The 20,701-nt window shown below is 55.3% G+C and carries 22 protein-coding genes; 5 read left to right on the forward strand and 17 right to left on the reverse strand.

Translation table 11 applies throughout. The features are described 5' to 3' along the window. Nucleotides 1-362: 362 nt before the first annotated feature. Entirely contained in the window at nt 363-638 is a 276-nt protein-coding gene (locus RDN66_RS07630; protein ID WP_035893281.1) for a DUF1471 domain-containing protein, read from the forward strand. A 126-nt stretch (nt 639-764) separates the two neighbouring features. On the opposite strand, the gene RDN66_RS07635 is transcribed toward RDN66_RS07630, so the two are convergent. The 6 genes from RDN66_RS07635 to ulaA are packed head-to-tail and all read right to left on the reverse strand — an operon-like array spanning nt 765 to nt 5,175. Then, nucleotides 765-1,448: an L-ribulose-5-phosphate 4-epimerase gene (locus RDN66_RS07635; protein ID WP_035893282.1), complete on the reverse strand. Its 684-nt coding sequence runs from the start codon at nt 1,446-1,448 to the stop codon at nt 765-767. Further along, nucleotides 1,448-2,302, reverse strand: a complete 855-nt coding sequence (locus RDN66_RS07640; protein WP_308537753.1) for an L-ribulose-5-phosphate 3-epimerase — start codon at nt 2,300-2,302, stop codon at nt 1,448-1,450. Before RDN66_RS07640 ends, RDN66_RS07635 begins: the two co-directional genes overlap by 1 nt. A gap of 9 nt (nt 2,303-2,311) precedes the next feature. Then, nucleotides 2,312-2,962 (reverse strand): 3-keto-L-gulonate-6-phosphate decarboxylase UlaD, encoded by a 651-nt coding sequence (ulaD, locus tag RDN66_RS07645; protein WP_035893286.1) that lies wholly within the window; start codon nt 2,960-2,962, stop codon nt 2,312-2,314. 13 nt (nt 2,963-2,975) lie between these two features. Then, nucleotides 2,976-3,446 carry a PTS ascorbate transporter subunit IIA gene (gene ulaC / locus RDN66_RS07650; protein ID WP_035893289.1) on the reverse strand — a complete coding sequence of 157 codons (471 nt, stop codon included), beginning with the start codon at nt 3,444-3,446 and terminating at the stop codon, nt 2,976-2,978. Between the two features lie 9 nt (nt 3,447-3,455). After that, nucleotides 3,456-3,761, reverse strand: a complete 306-nt coding sequence (ulaB, locus tag RDN66_RS07655; RefSeq protein ID WP_308537754.1) for a PTS ascorbate transporter subunit IIB — start codon at nt 3,759-3,761, stop codon at nt 3,456-3,458. Between the two features lie 13 nt (nt 3,762-3,774). Continuing rightward, nucleotides 3,775-5,175, reverse strand: a complete 1,401-nt coding sequence (gene ulaA / locus RDN66_RS07660) for a PTS ascorbate transporter subunit IIC (RefSeq protein WP_123651139.1) — start codon at nt 5,173-5,175, stop codon at nt 3,775-3,777. A 362-nt stretch (nt 5,176-5,537) separates the two neighbouring features. On the opposite strand from ulaA, the gene ulaG reads away from it, so the two are divergent. Next, nucleotides 5,538-6,602 (forward strand): L-ascorbate 6-phosphate lactonase, encoded by a 1,065-nt coding sequence (ulaG, locus tag RDN66_RS07665; RefSeq protein ID WP_035893292.1) that lies wholly within the window; start codon nt 5,538-5,540, stop codon nt 6,600-6,602. 121 nt (nt 6,603-6,723) lie between these two features. After that, on the forward strand, nt 6,724-7,479 hold the full coding sequence (gene ulaR / locus RDN66_RS07670; RefSeq protein WP_123651140.1) for an HTH-type transcriptional regulator UlaR: 756 nt from the start codon (nt 6,724-6,726) through the stop codon (nt 7,477-7,479). Here the strand turns inward: ulaR and yjfP are convergent. After that, nucleotides 7,476-8,213 (reverse strand): esterase, encoded by a 738-nt coding sequence (gene yjfP / locus RDN66_RS07675; protein ID WP_035893295.1) that lies wholly within the window; start codon nt 8,211-8,213, stop codon nt 7,476-7,478. The two genes, ulaR and yjfP, sit on opposite strands and share 4 nt — an antisense overlap. A gap of 206 nt (nt 8,214-8,419) precedes the next feature. On the opposite strand from yjfP, the gene bsmA reads away from it, so the two are divergent. Together bsmA and yjfN are read left to right on the forward strand one after the other, a co-directional pair. Next, nucleotides 8,420-8,728, forward strand: coding sequence for a biofilm peroxide resistance protein BsmA (gene bsmA / locus RDN66_RS07680; RefSeq protein WP_035893297.1), 309 nt, complete (start codon nt 8,420-8,422; stop codon nt 8,726-8,728). A gap of 116 nt (nt 8,729-8,844) precedes the next feature. After that, a complete protein-coding gene (yjfN, locus tag RDN66_RS07685; RefSeq protein WP_072011369.1) occupies nt 8,845-9,132 on the forward strand; it encodes a DUF1471 family protease activator YjfN in 288 nt (95 codons plus the stop codon). A gap of 61 nt (nt 9,133-9,193) precedes the next feature. Here the strand turns inward: yjfN and RDN66_RS07690 are convergent, their stop codons facing one another. The 10 genes from RDN66_RS07690 to hfq form a co-directional block, all read right to left on the reverse strand. Next, nucleotides 9,194-10,816, reverse strand: a complete 1,623-nt coding sequence (locus tag RDN66_RS07690; protein ID WP_202216699.1) for an isovaleryl-CoA dehydrogenase — start codon at nt 10,814-10,816, stop codon at nt 9,194-9,196. Nucleotides 10,817-10,924: 108 nt separating this feature from the next. Further along, the gene (gene rlmB, locus RDN66_RS07695) at nt 10,925-11,656 is read right to left on the reverse strand and encodes a 23S rRNA (guanosine(2251)-2'-O)-methyltransferase RlmB (RefSeq protein WP_035893302.1); all 732 of its coding nucleotides are present in this window, start codon (nt 11,654-11,656) and stop codon (nt 10,925-10,927) included. Nucleotides 11,657-11,777: 121 nt separating this feature from the next. Then, entirely contained in the window at nt 11,778-14,234 is a 2,457-nt protein-coding gene (gene rnr, locus RDN66_RS07700) for a ribonuclease R (protein ID WP_202216700.1), read from the reverse strand. Nucleotides 14,235-14,272: 38 nt separating this feature from the next. Then, nucleotides 14,273-14,698, reverse strand: a complete 426-nt coding sequence (gene nsrR, locus RDN66_RS07705; RefSeq protein ID WP_035893314.1) for a nitric oxide-sensing transcriptional repressor NsrR — start codon at nt 14,696-14,698, stop codon at nt 14,273-14,275. Nucleotides 14,699-14,926: 228 nt separating this feature from the next. Continuing rightward, complete coding sequence (purA, locus tag RDN66_RS07710) at nt 14,927-16,225, reverse strand: adenylosuccinate synthase (RefSeq protein ID WP_035893315.1); 1,299 nt, start codon at nt 16,223-16,225, stop codon at nt 14,927-14,929. Between the two features lie 102 nt (nt 16,226-16,327). Next, nucleotides 16,328-16,525 (reverse strand): DUF2065 domain-containing protein, encoded by a 198-nt coding sequence (locus tag RDN66_RS07715; protein WP_035893317.1) that lies wholly within the window; start codon nt 16,523-16,525, stop codon nt 16,328-16,330. Between the two features lie 71 nt (nt 16,526-16,596). Then, complete coding sequence (gene hflC / locus RDN66_RS07720; RefSeq protein WP_123651143.1) at nt 16,597-17,601, reverse strand: protease modulator HflC; 1,005 nt, start codon at nt 17,599-17,601, stop codon at nt 16,597-16,599. A 2-nt stretch (nt 17,602-17,603) separates the two neighbouring features. Continuing rightward, nucleotides 17,604-18,866, reverse strand: coding sequence for an FtsH protease activity modulator HflK (hflK, locus tag RDN66_RS07725; protein ID WP_035893322.1), 1,263 nt, complete (start codon nt 18,864-18,866; stop codon nt 17,604-17,606). 155 nt (nt 18,867-19,021) lie between these two features. Beyond that, on the reverse strand, nt 19,022-20,302 hold the full coding sequence (hflX, locus tag RDN66_RS07730; protein ID WP_035893324.1) for a ribosome rescue GTPase HflX: 1,281 nt from the start codon (nt 20,300-20,302) through the stop codon (nt 19,022-19,024). Nucleotides 20,303-20,377: 75 nt separating this feature from the next. Continuing rightward, nucleotides 20,378-20,683 carry an RNA chaperone Hfq gene (gene hfq, locus RDN66_RS07735; RefSeq protein ID WP_035893326.1) on the reverse strand — a complete coding sequence of 102 codons (306 nt, stop codon included), beginning with the start codon at nt 20,681-20,683 and terminating at the stop codon, nt 20,378-20,380. Nucleotides 20,684-20,701 lie beyond the last annotated feature (18 nt).

The raw sequence follows: 20,701 nt of genomic DNA on the forward strand, positions 1-20,701 counted from the left end.
AAACGATTTCGTAATGACGCATCGAATTGCTCCTTACGGATTATTCAGCCTCCTGTCTGGGTCAGCCGAGGCCCATGGAGGCAAGGAACGTGTTAAAGGTCGGCTGAAAAATGACGCGTAATAATACTTGCCGCCCCCTGGAAACTCAAGTGAATTGCACAAAAAATTCACACAAAAGGCAAAGTCGGTCTAAGTCAGTGATTTAAAATTAAACAGCCACGAATGCGGCAATTTTTTGAACAACAGCATCAGAAAAGGTCGCCATACCGCAGCCAAAAACCGATTACAATTGCATCAGTAGTCAACCACAACAAGAGGAGAGCCCCCGCGTTAGCGTCAGGACTGTCAGTAAGGAGTCGAGTATGAAAACTATCGTCATTGCCGCAATGGCTGCGCTACTGGTTAGCGTCAGCGCACAGGCCGCCATTAAGATCGATGGCCATCAGGCACGTAACATGGACGATGTACAGAGCCTGGGGGTTATCTATATCAACCATAATATCGCCACTGAGCAAGAGGCCGATAAGGCGCTCAGTCAGGAGAGCGATGCTCAGGGGGCTAAATACTTCCAGCCTATCCTGATACATGAACCCGGAAGCAACGGTTTGATCCACGCGAGCGCTGCGCTGTATCGCTAACCCCGTGCTTCGTTCTTCGCCCCCTCCACGAGGGCGAAGAACGCCTGCCATAAAAAGGCTCCGGAATCAGACCAGTAACATCCCGAAGGCGTACAAATCCCGGAGCATATTTTTTGGATAAAACGATCACTGACCGTAATAGGCGTTCGGCCCGTGCTTACGCATAAAGTGTTTGTTCATCAGGTAGCTGTCGATCGGGCTTAGCGCCGGGTTGATGCCACGCGCAATCCACGCCATTTTCGCCACTTCTTCCATCACCACCGCGTTATGCACCGCATCGTGCGCATCTTTCCCCCAGGCGAACGGGCCATGCTGGTACACCACAATTCCCGGCGTATGCAGCGGCTCGACGTCACCGAGCGTCTCGATGATTACCTTACCGGTGTTCAGCTCATATTCGCCCTGCACTTCAGCTTCCGTTAACGCACGGGTACAGGGAATATCGCCAAAGAAGTAGTCCGCGTGCGTGGTGCCGAGCGCGGGAATCGCCAGACCTGCCTGCGCCCACGATGTGGCATGGGTCGAGTGGGTATGAACCACGCCGCCGAGAGACGGGTAACGGCGGTACATCGCCAGGTGTGTCGCCGTGTCGGAAGAAGGACGATAGCGCCCTTCCACCACGTTGCCGTCCATATCCACGACGACCATGTCATCCACGGTCATGGTCTCATAGGCTACGCCGCTCGGCTTAATCACCACCCGACCCCGTTCACGGTCGATAGCGCTGACGTTGCCCCAGGTAAAAGTCACCAGACCGTAGCGCGGTAAATCCATATTGGCGTCAAACACCTGCTGTTTTAGCTGTTGCATTATGCCGCCTCCACCAGTCCAGCGCGGGCCATTCTGGCCTTCACCCAGTCGCGTGCTTTTGCCACTTCCCGAGCCGGGTCGTCCGAAGTTTCACTCCACATCTCAATCAGATATGGTCCGCAGTAGCCGCTCTCGCGCAGCGTTTCAAAGCAGCGTTCGAAATCGACAACGCCTTCACCAAATGGGACGTTTTTAAAGACGCCAGGTTTAGTATCTTTCACGTGCACGGCGACGATATGCCCTATCCCGGCCTGCAATTCCATCTGTACGTCGTTATCCCACGCCGACAGGTTGCCGATATCCGGATAAAGCTGGAACCACGGGTTATTCAGGTAGTGTGCGTAGCCGAGCGCCTTGCTGATGGAGTTCATCAGCGGGTAATCCATTATCTCCATCGCCAGCGTAACCTGAGCGCGGCTGGCCATTTCAACGCTCTCCTTCAGGCCGTCGCGAAAGCGCCGACGCGTTTCGTCATTTGCCTGCTGGTAATAAACGTCGTATCCCGCCAGTTGAATCACCCGGATGCCGATATCCTGCGCGAAGCGGATAGCTTTACGCATGATTTCCAGCCCCTGGTTGCGGACGTCGTCATCTTCGCAGCCTAAAGGAAAGCGGCGATGCGCGCTAAGACACATCGACAGTACGCGTACGCCGGTCTCCGCAATGGCGCTCACCAGCGCTAAACGCTGCTCGCGACTCCAGTCGAGGCGCGACAGCCGCTCGTCGGTCTCATCCACCGACATCTCAACGAAATCAAAACCCAGCTCTTTTGCCAGACGCAGGCGTTCCAGCCAGCACTCCCCTGCGGGGAGCGCTTTTTCATAGATGCCAAGCGGTGTCTGTTTCGACAACATAACCGCTCCTTAGCCCCAAAGCTGAGCAATAGAGCGCTTGAACTGACGCGCGGCTTCCACCGGAGATGCCGCATCACGAATGCTACGACCCGCGATAAAGACATGGATTGGGATGCCCGCGAACAGCGGCAGGTCTTCCAGCGCCAGCCCACCGGTAACGGTGACTTTGAAGCCCATATCAGACAAGCGCTTGATCGCGGTAATATCCGCTTCCCCCCACGCCACACCCGCGGCCTGCGCATCACGGCTACGGTGATAGACCACCTGCCCAATGCCTGCATCGCGCCATTCTTTAGCTTGCTCCCAGGTCCAGTAGCCGGTCAGCTCAATCTGCACGTCGCCGTTAAACTCTTTTGCCACGTCCAGCGCGCCTTTGGCGGTGTTGATATCCGCACAGCAGATAACGGTGACCCAGTCAGCGTTGGCTTCAAAGCACATGCGGGAAAGGATTTTACCCGCGTCGGCAATCTTGGCATCTGCCAGCACGATTTTATGCGGATACAGCGCCTTGAGGTCGCGTACCGCGCGCACGCCTTCACCGACGCAAAGGATGGTGCCGACTTCAATGATATCAACCTCTTCCGCAATCAGGCGGGTGGTTTCATAGGCGCTGTCCATGGTCTGGTTATCCAGCGCAACCTGTAACATTGGTAATGACATGTTCAATTCCTTCTTAAGCTGTCGCCGCCTGAGTGGCGCTATCGATTAAATCCAGCACTTCCTGCTCGGTACGGCAGGCGCGTAAACGGTCGAAATTGGCTTCATCTTCAAACAGGTTGACGATCTGCATGATGCCGTCTTCCTGATGAGTGCGTGCATCCACCGCCGCCAGGGTGATGAGGATATCGACCGGGTCGTTGTCTTCGTGGTTAAACACCATCGGCGTTTTCAGGGTGACTAACGCAAAGCCGTTTTTCTTCACCCCTTCTTCAGGGCGTCCGTGCGGCATCGCCAAGCCAGGGGCAATGACGAAGTAAGGGCCGAAACGTTCAACGCCATCCAGAATTGCCTGGAAGTAGCGCGGCTCGACAACCTCTGCCTCCACCAGCAGGTCAACGCCAAGCTTGACCGCTTCCTGCCAGGTATTGGCTTCCGCCTGCAGGCGGATGGATTTATTTTCCGCCAATGAATCACGTAGCTTCATGGGTTGTCCTTACTTCATGTCTTTCGGGAAATGTGCGCTGATGACTTCCATCAGCTTCGGACCGAAGTCGGCCGCCGAGAGCATATTGCGTACGCCCACCACATATTTGTTGCCGGAGACGGTGATTTCGCTTGCCACATGGGTAGAGGCGATAATGATGTCGGCCCCGCTCAGCTCGCTTTTGTATTCACCCACCGCGCAGCTATTCACCGTGTGATCAACGCCCTGCTCTTTGAAGAACTGGTCGACTTTCATCTTCATAATCATGGAGCTGCCTTGCCCACAACCACATACAGCCAGAATACGTACGGTCATAATCAAACTCTCCTTAATGAGCAGATACTTCTGCCATTTGTTTTTCCGCGTCTTCTTCAGCGCGCAGGGTGCGGCCAGCGAAGAACATATAAGCCAGGGCAATCACGATGATGACGGCCATGAAAATCAGCCCGATGGAGGCAAAGCCCTGCATCATCGGTGGTGCCAGAATTGACCAGTCGGCCATCCCCATCCAGGCGCTCATGCCGGTCAGTTTCACCGCCCATACGCAGCCGAAGATTTCGATCATCCCCATCACCAGACAAATCTTGAGCGCCGCACGCCAGCCGCCGAAGTGGTTAGCAAAGACGCCGATGGTGGCGTTAGAGAAGAACATCGGGATAAAGCCCGGGATAATCAGGATGGAAGAGCCGCAGCCGACCAGAATGCCCACGGCAATGAGCTGGCCGATGGTGCCCCACATAAAGCCCCATACCACGGCGTTTGGCGCGAAGCTATAAATCGCGGCGCAGTCAATCGCCAGCACGGCACCGGGAATCAGGCGCTGAGAGATACCGTTAAAAGCTTCTGACAGCTCGGCGACGAACATACGTACGCCCTGAGTGATGATGAAAATCGCCACCGCAAACGAGAAGCCGGTTTGCAGGATGTAGATAGTCCAGTGCGTCTTACCAGCCATCGCCTGTACCACGTCCAGACCGAACGACAGCAGAATCGCACCGAAGAAGACCGTCATGACGATAGCGGTAGAGACGATGTTGTCATGGAAAATGTTGAGCCAGCCCGGCAGCTTCAGGTCCTCTACGCTCTCCTCTTTCTTACCGAGGAACGGCGCAACCTTGTAGGCAATCCACGAAGCAAACTGCTGCTGGTGACCGATGGAGAAACCGCAGTTGTCCGTCACTTCCTGCGTCGGTTTGTACATCATGTTGGAGGTTATGCCCCAGTAGAGCGACACCAGCACCGCGGTGCAGATAATGGTGGTCCACATGGAGTAGCCGCAGATATAGAAGAACACCGCAATCAGCCCGGCCTGCTGGAACATGATGTGCCCGGTGAGCATGATGGTGCGGATCCCCGTAATGCGTCGTAGCACCACGTAGCAAATGTTCAATGCCAGCGCGAGCAGCACCGCATATCCCACCCAGCTATAGGCATCGCCCATACGTTCGATGGTCGCCATCATTGAGGCGTAGGTGTCGGAGATAGCGCCATTGATGCCGTAAACCTCAGACATCTTCGCCACTACCGGTTTAAAGGTGCTGGTCAGGATGCCCGACCCCGCCTGCAAAAGCATAAAGCCGATAATCGTCTTGATGGTGCCTTTGATAATCACGCTAACGCTTTTGCGCAGCAGGATATAACCGAGACAGGTCACGATACCCAGCAGCAGCGGGGCGTTGGTCATCACCTGATTAAAAAAGACGGTAAAGATGTTGTAGAGGATCTCCATAACGCTCTCCGATAAATGAAGTAGCTGAACCAGCAACCCTGCTCAGCGGTGGTGTGACACACTCTAATAATCAAAAGTAATCACAACAAGATTCAATTTGATTAAATGTGACGCACACCGCAATAATAAGCCCATTTTAAGAATGGGATAAATAACCATTTAAACTGCACTTAAATAATCCAATAAAATCAATTAATTGAATTGAAAACATAGATTCACAATTATTAATTCATCGTTACCTTGCATTGAGATCGTCCTCTCATACGCCAAAATATATCATTGCAATAATGAAAAAACGGTGACAATATCAATCACAACAAATCACAATATGATTACTTATGACGACTTAAGAGGGAAACACGATGAGTAAAGTTGAAACCATTTCGCGAGAATCCTGGATCCTGAGCACCTTTCCAGAGTGGGGCAGCTGGCTGAATGAAGAGATCGAGCAGGAGCAGGTCGCACCGGGTACTTTTGCGATGTGGTGGCTGGGCTGCACCGGTATCTGGCTGAAATCACAAGGCGGCACTAACGTCTGTGTCGATTTCTGGTGCGGCACCGGCAAACAAAGCCACGGTAATCCGCTGATGAAACAAGGCCATCAGATGCAGCGTATGGCTGGGGTGAAAAAATTACAGCCAAACCTGCGCACCACGCCGTTTGTGCTGGATCCGTTCGCCATCCGTCAGATCGATGCCGTGCTGGCCACTCACGATCATAACGATCATATCGACGTAAACGTCGCGGCGGCCGTCATGCAGAACTGCGCGGACGATGTGCCGTTTATCGGGCCACAAACCTGCGTCGACCTGTGGGTAGGCTGGGGCGTGCCGAAAGAACGCTGCATCGTGGTAAAACCTGGCGACGTGGTTAAGGTAAAAGATATTGAAATTCATGCGCTTGATGCCTTTGACCGCACCGCGTTAATTACGCTGCCAGCCGATCAAAAAGCCGCTGGCGTACTGCCGGACGGTATGGACGCGCGCGCGGTAAACTACCTGTTCAAAACGCCGGGCGGCACCCTGTATCACAGCGGTGACTCCCACTACTCTAACTACTACGCCAAACACGGCAACGAGCATCACATTGACGTGGCGCTGGGCTCCTACGGCGAGAACCCGCGCGGGATCACCGACAAAATGACCAGCGCCGATATGCTGCGTATGGCCGAGGCGCTGAACACCAAAGTGGTGATCCCTTTCCATCACGATATCTGGTCAAACTTCCAGGCCGATCCGCAAGAGATTCGCGTTCTGTGGGAAATGAAAAAAGACCGCCTGAAATACGGATTTAAGCCGTTTATCTGGCAGGTCGGCGGCAAGTTTACCTGGCCGCTGGATAAAGATAACTTCGAGTATCACTATCCGCGTGGTTTCGACGATTGCTTTACCATTGAGCCGGATCTGCCGTTTAAATCGTTCTTGTAATTGAGTATTCCCGGCCGAGCGCAGCGACGCCGGGAAACCCACCTTGACCCCTATATAGTTTTAGTATTTTGGCTATTTTTCAAATATCATCTTTAATCATCATTTTTTTTCGGATTAGCTCATGACGGAAGCGCAAAGACATCAGATTCTACTGGACCTGCTGGCGCAAGCGGGTTTTATAACAGTAGAGCAGGTGATTTCCCGTCTGGGGATCTCACCCGCCACGGCCCGCAGGGATATCAACAAGCTTGATGAAAGCGGCAAGCTGAAAAAAGTGCGCAACGGCGCCGAGGCCGTTAACCAGCAGCGCCCGCGCTGGTCCCCGATGAACATTCATCAGGCACAAAATCACGACGAGAAAGTACGTATCGCGAAGGCAGCGTCGCAGCTGGTGATGCCCGGTGAAAGCGTGGTGATCAACTGTGGTTCGACGGCTTTTCTGGTCGGCCAGGAGATCTGCGGCAAACCGGTGCAGATAATCACCAACTACCTACCGCTGGCTAACTACCTTATCGATCAAGAGCACGACAGCGTGATCATTATGGGCGGGCAGTACAACCGCAGCCACGCCATCACGCTCAGCCCACAGGGCAGCGAAAACAGCCTGTACGCCGGGCACTGGATGTTTACCAGCGGCAAAGGGCTGACGGCGGAAGGGTTATATAAAACCGACATGCTCACCGCGATGGCAGAACAGAAAATGCTGAACGTGGTGGGTAAACTTGTCGTACTGGTCGATAGCAGCAAGGTTGGCGAACGGGCAGGAATGCTGTTTAGCCGCGCCGATGAGATCGATCTGCTGATTACCGGCAAACAGGCTGACCCGGAGATCCTCAAGAAGCTTGAGGATCAGGGCGTGAAGGTTATCCGCGTTTAAAGATGCTGGCGGAAAAAGGCCACCGTGCTGTCCAACGCTTCAGGCGTAATACGGTGGCGGACGCCCGCCTGCCAGACGCAGGTGAGATGCTCATCCAGTTCAGCCTCCCGCAACGCTTGCTGAAGCCGGAACGTCTCACCCGCCGGTACCACGTCGTCCTCTTCCCCATGCCATAGCAGCAGCGGCCTGTCCGCCAGACGCACCAGTTGATGTCCAACATCCCACTTCGCTAGCGGTGCCAGCAAGCGCGCCTTCTCGATGCCGTTTGCTGCAGACGGTGGGAAGAGTGTCTCAGAAAGTGAAGTGAAATAGCCCGACCCCATCAGGCTCGCCACACATTTCAGCTCCGGATGCTGCGCCATCAGCCCCAGCGCGGTCATGCCGCCCATTGAGGCACCGGCCACCGCTAAGCGCCCTTCGCTCACCAGCCCACTTGCCAGCAGCGCATCGCGCAGCGCCGGGAATTCGGTAAAGTTCTGCACCAGAATCTGCCAGAAGTGCTGAAGACGTTCGGCCCCATCGCCGTTGAAGCGTTCCCCGTGCTCGGCGGCGTTAGGCATCACCACCCGAAAACCTGCCTGCGCCAGCGCCACGGCAAAATAGCTATAAACAACGTTCGACGAGGTAAAACCGTGATAAAACACTATGCTGGGAAGCGCCTTTTCACTACATCCCCTTGGGTAAGCGTGCAAAACTTGCTGTCCTGCCAGGGTGCGCATTTCCAGTTCAATCATGAGTTATCTCCTTTAGCTATGCTGAGATGGCATACGAAAATTGATGCAGTATGATGACGACAATACCCCTGATTTATAACATTGAGAACCTCGTTACGAAATCGTGATATTTTCATTCGAAAATAGCGCTATGGTTAACAAATCAGGAACATTCGCCTAAAGCGAAATGCTTTCCCCACTACACTATGACTATCAGGAAACGGGAAATGGCTAAACGACGGTTTATCCCACTGTTGCTGGCGCTCTTGTTGAGCGGTTGTACCATTCTGGAAGGCACTCCTGAAGCGCCTCCACCGGTCACCGACCATCCACAGGAAATACGCCGCAACCAGACGGCAGGCTTGCAGCGCATAGGCACGGTTAGCTCGCTGGTGTACGGTTCGCCGATGGATGTTGAAGCATCTATCAAAGAGAAAGTTACCGCGCGGAAAGCGGATTACTACGTGATAGTCATGATTGATGACACCGTCGTGCCGGGCCAGTGGTACTCGCAGGCGATTCTCTACCGTAAGTAGTTTTACTAGCTTTACGCAGCTTTGCACCGTTTCACGTTTCCCTGATGCACAATGGCGCCTCTGTCTGGATACAGGATATGCGTCTGCTATGGATTGCCCCCACTGGGTTATGTGAAATGGAGCTGACGATGAAACAAACACTTACCTTATCTACCCTGCTTTTGTCAGGCGGTGGCCATACGGCGGCGGCACAATCTGCAGAGTTCGCCAGCGCAGACTGCGTAACCGGGCTGAATGAGATCGGGCTGATTTCGGTGAATAACATCACCGGAAGCCTGGAAGATGTCGAACAGGTCATCGCACGCAAAGCGGATGAACAGGGCGCATCCTGGTATCGCATCGTTCAGATGTATGAAGAACCTCAGCAGGACAACTGGCGAGCACAGGCGATTCTCTATGCTTGATACTCACCTCTAGTGGAAGAAGCGTTACGCTTGTCACGCCTCTTCCACCCGTTTCTATTGCCTATCTTCCCCCGCCCGTCGCTCGACATAGCAGGTCATTAATCACCGGTTCACTCAGCAACGCACCGCCTCGCGAGTCCAGCATCATTCGACACCAGGCCTGAGCCATCGGCGGCGACGCATGACGCAGCATCTGCGCACCGACGCCCAGCAGGTAAAGCTGATGCGTTATCTCGCGTCCCTGTGATTCAGAAGGCTTGCGCAGCAGCTGCTGTAACTGCCGCCAATGCCGATCAAAGTGACGATCCTGTCCCTTAACCTCGTTACATTCCGCCAGCAGTAGCGCCACGGCGTCCGGTTGCTTCACCAGCACGCGCAGCACGTCGAGGCACATGATATTGCCTGAGCCCTCCCAGATACTGTTCACCGGCATCTCCCGGTACAGGCGCGGTAGCTCGCTCTCTTCACAGTAGCCAATCCCGCCCAGCACTTCCATTGCCTCCGCCACGAACGGAATGCCCGCCCTGCAGATGGCAAACTTGGCCGCAGGGGTGAACAGACGCGCCCACAGCGCTTCCTGCGGCTGATGATTCTGCCCCCACGCTCTGGCAAGACGAAACATAAATGCGGTCTGCCCCTCCAGTTGCAGCGCCATTTTCCCCAGCACTTGACGCATCAGCGGCAGGTCGACCAGGTTATGGCCGAAGGCCTGGCGCTGGAAAGCGTGGTACAGCGCCACCGACAGCGCACGACGCATCAGGCTGTGGCTGCCCAGCGCACAATCAAAGCGCGTCAGTCCGCCCATTTTGAGGATTTGTCGGATACCGTCTCCCTCCTCACCCAGCGGCCAGCCGAGCGCCTGCTGGAACTCCACTTCGCCGCTGGCGTTGGCGCGGTTGCCGAGTTTGTCTTTCAACCGCTCAAGGCGAATGGCATTACGGGTGCCGTCGGGCAGCAGACGCGGTACGAAGAAGCAGGTTAACCCGCCGCTGGCCTGCGCCAGCACCAGATGCGCGTCGCTCTGTGGCACCGAATAGAACCATTTATGCCCGGTAAGCTGATAGCTACCGTCTTCCAGCCGTTCCGCCCGTGTGCTGTTGCTCAGCACGTCGGAGCCGCCCTGTTTTTCGGTCATCCCCATGCCAATCAGCAGTCCGCGCTTCTGCGCGCCGGGTAGCTGGTGCGGGTCATAACGATCGCTAAGCAACGCCGAGCGCCAGTCGGTAAAAAGCGGCGGCAGCGTTTTCAGCAGCAGCGGCGTGGCGGCAAAAGTCATGGTGATGGGGCACAGCGTGCCGGCTTCTACCTGCGCATGCAGCATGAAGCGTGCGGCACGGGCAACGAATGCGCCGCTACGCGCCTCTTCCTCCCAGGGAAGGTTATGCACCCGGTTGGCGCAAAGCCCCTGCATCAGCAGATGCCATGCGGGGTGAAAGCGAACGTCGTCGAGCCGCTGCCCCTGCGGGTCGTAGCGTAATAGTTCAGGGGGATGAGCGTTGGCGAGCCTGCCGAGCTCCAGCGATTCGGCGGTGCCGAGCTGTTGGCCGATGCTCGCCAGCAGTTCGCTGTCCCAACCGGCGTCATAGCGGGTCACCGCATCACGCAGCGCAACGTCAGATAAAAACAGGTTACTGTTATTTAAGGGAATAGGTTGATTAAAAACGGTGTGTGTTTGCCAGTTCATTGTGTCTCCCTCCGTCAATGAGCAACCTTTTAAGTATGGACGGTCGGGGGAGATGCACAATAAAAAAGCCACCCGAAAGGGTGGCTTAGGTGCAAAACCCGGCGGCGGTTAGCTGCGCTGACGTACCGCTTCAAACAGGCAGATGCCGGTTGCTACGGAGACGTTCAGCGACGACACGGTGCCCGCCATCGGAATGCTGATCAGTTCATCGCAGTGTTCACGGGTCAGACGGCGCATACCTTCACCTTCCGCGCCCATTACCAGCGCCATCGCACCGGTCATTTTGCTCTGATACAGCGTGTGGGTCGCTTCACCAGCGGTACCCACAATCCATACGCTCTCTTCCTGCAGCATACGCATGGTGCGCGCCAGGTTGGTCACGCGGATCAGCGGTACGCTCTCGGCAGCGCCACAGGCCACTTTTTTCGCCGTCGCATTCAGCTGCGCCGAGCGGTCTTTCGGAACGATAACCGCGTGCACGCCAGCAGCATCGGCGCTACGCAGGCAGGCACCGAGGTTGTGCGGGTCGGTCACGCCGTCGAGGATCAGCAAGAACGGGCTGTCGAGTGAAGCGATCAGATCCGGCAGATCGTTTTCCTGATACTGACGGCCCGGCTTCACGCGCGCAATAATGCCCTGGTGCACGGCACCTTCGCTTTTCTCATCCAGGAACTGACGGTTCGCTAACTGAATCACCACGCCCTGCGCTTCAAGCGCATGGATCAGCGGCATCAGGCGCTTATCGTCGCGACCTTTCAGAATAAAAACTTCCTGAAAACGTTCAGGCGCGCGCTCCAGCAGTGCCTGCACTGCGTGGATGCCGTAAATCATTTCACTCATGAATATACTCGTTGTTAATTCTACGTTGTGATTACCCTCACCCTAGCCCTCTCCCTGGAAGGGAGAGGGAACCGTCCTCCCTCGCCCCTAAGCGGAGAGGGTCGGAGTGAAGGGAATGAGGTTATTCCGCCGCTTTCTTCTTCGCGGCGCGCTTAGCTTTGGTCGCTGCGGCGATTTTCTGCGTTTTGGTTGAAGGCTTTTTGGCTTTCTTCGCCGCCCCTTTCTCGGCAGAAGCCGGTTTAGCTTTCGCCTTACCTTTCTTCTCGCCGCGGAAGGCGCTGTCCGGTTCGAAGTTCACGCGCTTGCCAACCTGGCGGCGTTTACCACCCGGTTTAGCGCCCGCTTCTTTTTTCGTTCTTTCGCGCTCGGTTTTACCGACGTTGCGCGGGGCACGTTCGCTGGAAATCAGGGAGAAGTCGATTTTACGCTCGTCCATGTTGACCGCTTCCACGCGAACTTCCACGCGGTCGCCAAGACGGTAGGTCTGGCCGCCGGATTCACCAATCAGACGCTGACCGACCTGGTCAAAGCGATAGTAGTCGTTATCCAGCGAGGAGACGTGGACCAGGCCATCGATGAACAGCTCGTCCAGACGTACGAAGAAGCCAAAGCCGGTCACGCTCGCAATCACGCCTTTAAAGACGTTACCCACCTGATCCTGCATGAAGTCGCACTTCAGCCAGTCAGCAACATCGCGAGTCGCTTCATCAGCGCGGCGTTCGGTCATCGAACAGTGCTGGCCCAGCTGCAGCATCTCTTCCATCGAATAATGGTAGCCGCCGGTGTCGGTGCTGTTACCTTTATGGCCCTGCTCTTTCGCCAACAGATACTTAATGGCGCGGTGCAGCGACAGGTCAGGATAACGACGAATCGGCGAGGTGAAGTGCGCATAGGACTGCAGCGCCAGGCCAAAGTGGCCGCGGTTTTCCGGATCATAGATAGCCTGCTTCATTGAACGCAGCAGCATGGTTTGCAACATTTCGGCGTCAGGACGGTCAGCCACGGATTCCAGAAGCTCAGCGTAGTCGCGCGGCTCCGGTTTGTTGCCGCCTGGCAGTTCAAGACCGAGTTCAGACAGCACCGAACGGAATGCGGTAATCGCTTCGGTCGTTGGCTTGTCGTGAATACGGAACAGCGCAGGCTCCTGAGCTTTCTCGACGAAACGCGCCGCCGAAATGTTCGCCATGATCATGCACTCTTCGATCAGTTTGTGCGCGTCGTTACGCTGGGTCTGTTCGATACGCTCAATGCGGCGTTCGGCGTTGAAGATGAACTTCGCTTCTTCGCTCTCAAACGAGATCCCGCCGCGCTCAGCGCGAGCCTGATCCAGCACTTTGTAGAGGTTATGCAGCTCTTCAATGTGTTTAACCAGCGGCGCGTACTGCTCGCGCAGCTCCTGATCGCCCTGCAGCATATGCCAGACCTTAGTGTAGGTCAGACGCGCGTGGGAGCTCATCACCGCTTCGTAGAATTTGAAGCCGGTTAAGCGGCCCTTCGACGAAATGGTCATTTCGCAGACCATACACAGGCGGTCAACCTGCGGGTTCAACGAGCACAGGCCATTGGAGAGCACTTCCGGCAGCATCGGAACAACCTGCGTTGGGAAGTAGACCGAGGTGCCGCGGTTGCGCGCTTCGCCGTCCAGCGGAGTTGGCGGACGCACGTAGTAGCTCACGTCGGCAATGGCAACCCACAGGCGCCAGCCGCCGCCGCGTTTTTTCTCGCAGTAGACCGCATCATCGAAGTCACGGGCGTCTTCGCCATCAATGGTGACGAGCGGCAGATCGCGCAGGTCGACGCGACCCACTTTCGCCTCTTCAGGCACCTGCTCTTTCAGCCCGGCAACCTGCGCTTCAACCGCTGGCGGCCAGACGTATGGAATTTCATGGGTACGCAGCGCCATCTCAACGGCCATGCCGGTACCCATGTTGTCGCCCAGCACTTCAACGATTTTACCAATCGCTTTGGTGCGGCGGGTTGGGCGCTGGGTCAGTTCGACCACCACCACAAAGCCCATGCGCGCGCCCATCACCGACTCAGGCGGGATGAGGATATCAAAGCTCAGGCGGCTGTCGTCCGGAACCACAAAGCCCACGCCAGCATCGGTAAAGTAGCGACCAACGATCTGCGCATTGCGCGGCACCAGTACGCGGACGATACGCGCTTCGCGGCGGCCTTTACGGTCCGCGCCCAGCGGCTGTGCCAGCACTTCATCGCCGTGCATGCACATTTTCATCTGTTCGCTCGACAGATACAGGTCGTCTTTACGGCCTTCAACGCGCAGGAAGCCGAAGCCATCGCGGTGACCGATAACCATGCCTTTCAGCAGGTCGAGACGTTCCGGCAGCGCATAGCACTGGCGGCGGGTAAAGACTAATTGCCCATCGCGCTCCATAGCGCGCAGGCGACGGCGCAGCGCTTCAATCTGCTCTTCGCCTTCAATATTGAGTTCAACGGCCAGTTCTTCACGGTTAGCCGGTTTTTCGCGTTTTGTTAAGTGTTCGAGGATAAATTCCCGGCTTGGGATAGGATTCGAATATTTCTCTGCTTCGCGTTCCTGGAAAGGATCTTTTGACATGTCGGTTCCTCCGTCATCATCGCTGCTGGCGGGAGTCGTTACTCCACCAGCAATAATTTATATAGCGGTTGATTCTTTTCAACCAAATCAGCCAGTGTGTAGTTATCCAACTCCTTGAGAAAACATTGCACGGCTTGAGCAAGCGCCTGTTTCAAACGACAGGCAGGCGTAATATGGCAAAATTCGCTGCTGCAGTTCACCAGCGATAACGGTTCGAGTTCACGCACCACGTCTCCGACGCGGATATCCTTAGCTGGTTTACCCAGACGGATCCCGCCGTTTTTTCCCCGCACGGCCATCACGTATCCGGCGCGGCTGAGCTGGTTGATAATTTTAACCATATGGTTACGCGACACGCCGTAGACCTCGGTTACCTCCGAGATACTGGTCATGTTGCCTTCCGGCAGCGACGCCATATAGATCAGCGCACGTAGTCCATAATCGGTAAAACTTGTTAACTGCACATCAACCTCAGGAAAAAGGGGAAAAACAGGGTGAGCCTGTTGATATTAATTATATTGATGATAAACCAGCCAGCGACTGCGCCGCTAATTTATTTCAGTTCGGGAAGGAAAAAGCGAGGATTTAACGCACGATTAAGCCGGATGGTGACGCTTTGCGTCTTATCCGGCCTACAGAGTGAGTAGGCCTGATAAGCGCAGCGCCTGATGGCGCTGCACGACGAACCAGAATTATGCGTCGAACGGGTCGCGCAGGATCATGGTTTCGGTACGGTCTGGGCCAGTCGAGATAATATCGATCGGCACGCCGGTCAGTTCTTCAATACGCTTGATGTAGTCCAGCGCTGCCTGTGGCAGGCCGCTACGTTCCTTCACGCCAAAGGTGGTTTCAGACCAGCCCGGCATGGTTTCATAGATTGGCTCGATACCTTCCCAATCATCAGCTGCCAGCGGAGTGGTCGTCACTTCGCGGCCATCCGGCATGCGGTAGCCCACGCAGATTTTCACTTCTTTCAAGCCGTCCAGAACGTCCAGCTTGGTCAGGCAGAAGCCAGACAGGGAGTTGATCTGTACAGCACGACGCACGGCAACGGAGTCCAGCCAGCCGGTACGACGACGACGGCCGGTAGTGGCGCCGTATTCGTTACCCTGTTTGCACAGGAACTCACCGGTTTCATCAAACAGTTCGGTCGGGAATGGACCGGCACCCACGCGAGTGGAGTACGCTTTGATGATGCCCAGTACGTAGTCAACATAGCGCGGGCCAAGGCCAGAACCGGTTGCTACGCCACCTGCGGTGGTGTTGGAAGAGGTCACGTACGGATAGGTACCGTGGTCGATATCCAGCAGTGTACCCTGCGCGCCTTCGAACATCACGAAGTCACCGCGCTGACGAGCTTGATCCAGCAGGTCAGAAACGTCAACAACCATGCTGGTCAGAATGTCGGCAACCGCCATCACATCGTCCAGCACTTTCTGGTAGTCAACCGCGTCAACTTTGTAGAAGTTCACCAGCTGGAAGTTGTGATATTCCATCACTTCTTTCAGTTTGTCGGCGAAGGTCGCTTTATCGAAGAGGTCACCAACGCGCAGGCCGCGACGAGCAACTTTATCTTCGTAAGCAGGACCGATACCACGACCGGTAGTACCGATAGCTTTCGCACCGCGCGCTTTCTCGCGAGCGTTATCCAGCGCGACGTGATAGTCGAGGATTAACGGGCATGCTTCGGAAAGCAGCAGACGTTCGCGAACCGGGATACCACGGTCTTCCAGGCCTTTCATCTCTTTCATCAGCGCAGCCGGAGACAGCACAACACCGTTACCGATGATGCTGGTTACATTCTCGCGGAGAATACCTGATGGAATAAGATGGAGGACGGTTTTTTCACCGTTGATTACGAGAGTATGGCCTGCGTTGTGACCACCCTGATAGCGAACAACATATTTTGCACGCTCAGTAAGAAGATCGACGATCTTCCCTTTACCTTCGTCACCCCATTGGGTGCCCAGTACGACGACGTTGTTACCCATTTTTCAAAATCACCGATTGCTTAAAAATGGATTCTACCATCGCTTTTTCAGATATACAGCACTTTTTACCCACAAAATCGTGCTTCTGAGTCTGTTTTTTAATCAGCCAATCGTTTTCGTCAACATGTAGTAGATTACGACTCCTGCGACCACAAGACCGCCACCAAATCGACGTAACATCGTATCGGGTAATTGAGTCATCGTAGCAATCATCTTGCGCCAGGCTTTCGGATAAAGCATCGGCCCCAGGCCTTCAAACACTAAAACCAGCGCAAGCGCCAGCCAGATGGTGGAATTCATTCATCGTCCTTATAAAAAGAAAACCACCGGCTCCCTGAAGAGGCGGTGGTTTTATTCAGGCTTTCACGCGATTAACGTGTCGTGGTACCCGGGTTTTTCATGTAGCGGAAGAAGTCGCTATCCGGGCTCAGCACCATCACGTCCTGGTTACTATCGAAGCTCGCTTCGTACGCACGCAGGCTACGGATGAAGGCATAGAAGTCTGGATCCTGGCTGAAGGCATCGGCAAACAGCTTAGCGGCTTCAGCATCACCTTCACCGCGCATGATACGGCCCTGACGTTCAGCTTCTGCCAGTGTCTTCGTCACTTCATAGTCAGCGGTAGCGCGCAGTTTTTCTGCCTCTTCCTGACCCTGTGAACGGTGGCGACGAGCAACGGCTTCACGCTCGGCACGCATACGGTTGTAGATAGCTTCGGAAACCTCAGCAGGCAGGTTGATCTGCTTAATGCGCACATCGACCACTTCAATCCCTAACGCCGCCATACTGTTCGGGTTAATGGTTGGCCCTTTGATGTTTGCCTGCTGCTCTACGCGCTCTGCGGCTTCGGCAATCGCGTTATCCGCGGCTGGCGTAGCGACTTCGTCTTCAGCACCGGAAGAACCGGAGTTCAGGGCGTCGCGAACTTCCAGCGTCAGACGACCACGGGAGTCGGTAACGATGTCTTTCACGTCCAGACGACCAATCTCAGAACGCAGACGGTCAGAGAACTTACGTTTCAGCAGTACTTCGGCCTGAGAGACGTCACCGCCGCCGGTCGCCAGGAAGTAACGGCTAAAGTCGCTGATGCGCCACTTGATGTAAGAGTCGACGATCAGGTCTTTTTTCTCTTTGGTCACGAAACGGTCGGCCTGGTTATCCATGGTCTGGATACGGGCATCGAGCATTTTCACCGACTGAATGAACGGCACCTTGAAGTGCAGGCCCGGCTCATAAATCAGCGGCTTCTTGTCACCGTCACGCACGACGCTGCTGAACTGGAACTTGATCCCACGCTCGCCTTCTTTAACCACGAAGATAGAGGTGTAAAGCACTACCAGCACGATGATGATAATCGCAATAACTGACTTACGCATCGTTATTCCCCCTGACGCTGGTAGTCGTTACGCTGCGCGTTAGCGCGGCGTTGGTCCATGATATTGCCCTGACTGGCAGACGACGTGTTGCTTGCGCTGCTGCTGGAAGAGGACGCAGGCGGCAGGCGCAACAGGTTGTTCGCACCACTGCTATCGCTCTTTGCTGCCGGGGCGTTACCGCCTTTCAGCATTTGATCCAGCGGCAGTACCATCAGGTTGCCATTCTTGTTGTCGCTAACCAGCACTTTGCGGGTATGGCTCAGTACTTTTTCCATGGTCTCGATATAGAGACGCTCGCGGGTAATCTGCGGTGCGGCTTTATATTCCGGCAGGATTTTCGCAAAGCGAGCCACTTCACCCTGAGCTTCCAGGACGGTCTGAGTCTTATACGCACGCGCTTCTTCCAGAATACGCTGCGCCTGACCGTTCGCACGTGGCTGCACTTCGTTGGTGTACGCTTCCGCTTCACGGATGTACTGCTGCTCGTTCTCACGTGCGGCAATCGCATCATCGAACGCGGCTTTTACCTCTTCCGGCGGACGAGCGGCCTGGAAGTTGACGTCCAGCAGGGTGATACCCATGTTGTATGGACGAATGGTCTCTTCCAGCTCGCGCTGGGTATCGCTACGAATAACGGTACGACCTTCGGTCAGAATACGGTCCATGGTGTATTTACCGATAACCCCACGCAGGGCGCTGTCGGTGGCCTGACGCAGGCTGTCGTCAGCGCTGGTGACACTGAACAGGTATTTCTGCGGGTCAGTCACGCGGTACTGCACGTTCATTTCTACGCGCACCACGTTCTCGTCGGAGGTCAGCATCACGCCAGACGCGGCCAGTTCGCGCACGGCTTCAACGTTCACCGGAGTGACTTCGTCAACGAAGGTCGGCTTCCAGTTCAGACCCGGCTCAACCAGGTGGCTGAACTTACCAAAGCGCGTGACTACGCCGCGCTCGGCTTCTTTAATGGTATAGAACCCGCTAGCCGCCCAGATAACCACAACGGCTGCGGCAGCGATACCGACAATGCGTCCGCCCATAGGGCTACGCGGCCCTTGGGTTGAACTACCGTTGCCGGAGCCCCCTTTACCGCCCCCAAATCCACCGAGCTTTTTGCTCAGCTTACGGAAGATATCATCCAAATCCGGCGGCCCCTGATCGCGACCGCCTTTATTTCCATTCCCCCCGGAGTTGCCGCCTTGATTATTGCTGCTTCCCCACGGGTCGCGGTCTTGTCCGTTATTACCGGGCTGATTCCACGCCATGTTTATGCTCCATATTTGTTATGCGGTGATATACCTTTTCCCAGTCCAGATTTTTTCGCGGTTAACCGTCCTACCCTTCCTGGTGGCGACGGTCGCGTTGAGGCAATCTGAACCGCTGGGTGCCCAAAGGGCTAATGTTCAGGCAAGCTGCACGGTCAGACGACGTAGTCTGCCAGTGTCGGTTCTTGTTTACAGAGGCGACGCCAGTCGACAATCGGCATACGAACCTGCAAATTGACGCAGCCGTCCTCCTCCATCCACTCTTTTTCAATTGCCTGAAGCTGATAAAAGCGGCTACGCAAACGCCCTGCCTGCGGAGGTAAACGCAGCGTGTGCTGCGCGACTTCGCCGGCTAAGCGTTCGGTTAACGCCTGAAAAAGGAGTGGTATGCCTACCCCGGTTTGTGCAGACAGCCACACCCGGATAGGTTTGTTCTCTTCATCACGGTCGATACGCGGTTCGAAATCATCCAGCATATCGATTTTGTTCATCACCAGCAGGGTTGGGATCTCGTGCGCGTCGATCTCTTCGAGAACCGTGTTCACCGCGTCGATGTTTTCCTGTACCCGAACGTCCGCTGCATCAATCACGTGAAGCAACAGCGTCGCTTCGCGGGTTTCCTGCAAGGTGGCTTTAAAGGCCGCCACCAGATCGTGCGGCAGGTGACGAATAAAGCCTACGGTATCCGCCAGCACCGTTTCGCCCACGTCAGCCACGTCAATACGGCGCAGCGTCGGGTCAAGGGTCGCAAACAGCTGGTCGGCGGCGTAAACCTCCGCCTGCGTAATATGGTTAAACAGCGTCGATTTGCCGGCGTTGGTGTAACCCACCAGCGAAACCGTTGGCACATCGGCCTTCACGCGGGCGCGACGCCCCTGCTCACGCTGTTTCTCCACGCGCTCAATGCGCGAGAGGATCTGCATAATACGGTTACGCAGTAAACGACGGTCGGTTTCGAGCTGGGTTTCACCCGGGCCGCGTAAACCAATACCGCCTTTTTGTCTTTCAAGGTGCGTCCAGCCGCGCACCAGTCGCGTGGCCAGATGGCGCAGCTGCGCCAGCTCAACCTGCAGCTTACCTTCATGGGTACGCGCACGTTGGGCGAAAATATCTAAGATCAGACCGGTACGGTCGATAACCCGGCATTGACACAGGGCTTCAAGGTTTCGCTCCTGTGCTGGGCTAAGTGCATGATCGAACAGCACAACGGAAGCACCTGTCGCTTTGACGGCCTCCGCAATCTCGACAGCCTTACCTTCACCAACAAAATATTTTGGGTGCGGCGCTTTACGGCTACCGGTAATCACCTGCATTGCTTCGACACCGGCGGAAGAGACCAGAGATTCAAACTCCTGGAGGTCTTCCATATCTTTGTCTTGCGTAAAATAGATGTGTACCAGCACCGCCTGCTCACCGGCGTCATAACGGTCAAACAAGCGTTATATCTCCTGAAATACCAGCGGGGAACCTGGATAATCCGGCTCCCCGACATGGATAAACAGCCATCAACCTTATTCGGTTTCTTCGCTGTCTTGCGGCGCAGAACCCTGCGCGTTGCTACCGTGGTGGTAGTTGCTGCCAGTGCCGCCGCCAGCGTTATTGCTGTGATGGGAAACTGGACGAGACGGAACTACGGTAGAAATTGCGTGCTTATAGACCATCTGGCTGACCGTGTTTTTCAACAGGATCACGAACTGATCAAAAGACTCAATTTGCCCTTGCAGCTTAATACCATTCACCAAATAAATAGAAACTGGAACACGTTCCCGACGCAGTGCGTTCAGGAACGGATCTTGTAAAGATTGCCCCTTAGCCATTCTCTCTTTTCCTTATAT

The organism is uncultured Kluyvera sp., assembly GCF_902485085.1.
Lineage (GTDB): Bacteria > Pseudomonadota > Gammaproteobacteria > Enterobacterales > Enterobacteriaceae > Kluyvera > Kluyvera ascorbata.

Bases quoted from the DNA above. Each gene is read 5' to 3' on its own strand.
- RDN66_RS07690 (WP_202216699.1), bottom strand. From the start codon at position 10,816: ATGAACTGGCAAACACACACCGTTTTTAATCAACCTATTCCCTTAAAT.
- hflC (WP_123651143.1), bottom strand. From the start codon at position 17,601: ATGCGTAAGTCAGTTATTGCGATTATCATCATCGTGCTGGTAGTGCTT.
- bsmA (WP_035893297.1), top strand. From the start codon at position 8,420: ATGGCTAAACGACGGTTTATCCCACTGTTGCTGGCGCTCTTGTTGAGC.
- RDN66_RS07715 (WP_035893317.1), bottom strand. From the start codon at position 16,525: ATGAATTCCACCATCTGGCTGGCGCTTGCGCTGGTTTTAGTGTTTGAA.
- RDN66_RS07630 (WP_035893281.1), top strand. From the start codon at position 363: ATGAAAACTATCGTCATTGCCGCAATGGCTGCGCTACTGGTTAGCGTC.
- purA (WP_035893315.1), bottom strand. From the start codon at position 16,225: ATGGGTAACAACGTCGTCGTACTGGGCACCCAATGGGGTGACGAAGGT.
- RDN66_RS07635 (WP_035893282.1), bottom strand. From the start codon at position 1,448: ATGCAACAGCTAAAACAGCAGGTGTTTGACGCCAATATGGATTTACCG.
- ulaA (WP_123651139.1), bottom strand. From the start codon at position 5,175: ATGGAGATCCTCTACAACATCTTTACCGTCTTTTTTAATCAGGTGATG.
- rnr (WP_202216700.1), bottom strand. From the start codon at position 14,234: ATGTCAAAAGATCCTTTCCAGGAACGCGAAGCAGAGAAATATTCGAAT.
- ulaB (WP_308537754.1), bottom strand. From the start codon at position 3,761: ATGACCGTACGTATTCTGGCTGTATGTGGTTGTGGGCAAGGCAGCTCC.
- yjfP (WP_035893295.1), bottom strand. From the start codon at position 8,213: ATGATTGAACTGGAAATGCGCACCCTGGCAGGACAGCAAGTTTTGCAC.
- ulaD (WP_035893286.1), bottom strand. From the start codon at position 2,962: ATGTCATTACCAATGTTACAGGTTGCGCTGGATAACCAGACCATGGAC.
- hfq (WP_035893326.1), bottom strand. From the start codon at position 20,683: ATGGCTAAGGGGCAATCTTTACAAGATCCGTTCCTGAACGCACTGCGT.
- ulaR (WP_123651140.1), top strand. From the start codon at position 6,724: ATGACGGAAGCGCAAAGACATCAGATTCTACTGGACCTGCTGGCGCAA.
- rlmB (WP_035893302.1), bottom strand. From the start codon at position 11,656: ATGAGTGAAATGATTTACGGCATCCACGCAGTGCAGGCACTGCTGGAG.
- ulaC (WP_035893289.1), bottom strand. From the start codon at position 3,446: ATGAAGCTACGTGATTCATTGGCGGAAAATAAATCCATCCGCCTGCAG.
- yjfN (WP_072011369.1), top strand. From the start codon at position 8,845: ATGGAGCTGACGATGAAACAAACACTTACCTTATCTACCCTGCTTTTG.
- hflK (WP_035893322.1), bottom strand. From the start codon at position 18,866: ATGGCGTGGAATCAGCCCGGTAATAACGGACAAGACCGCGACCCGTGG.
- RDN66_RS07640 (WP_308537753.1), bottom strand. From the start codon at position 2,302: ATGTTGTCGAAACAGACACCGCTTGGCATCTATGAAAAAGCGCTCCCC.
- ulaG (WP_035893292.1), top strand. From the start codon at position 5,538: ATGAGTAAAGTTGAAACCATTTCGCGAGAATCCTGGATCCTGAGCACC.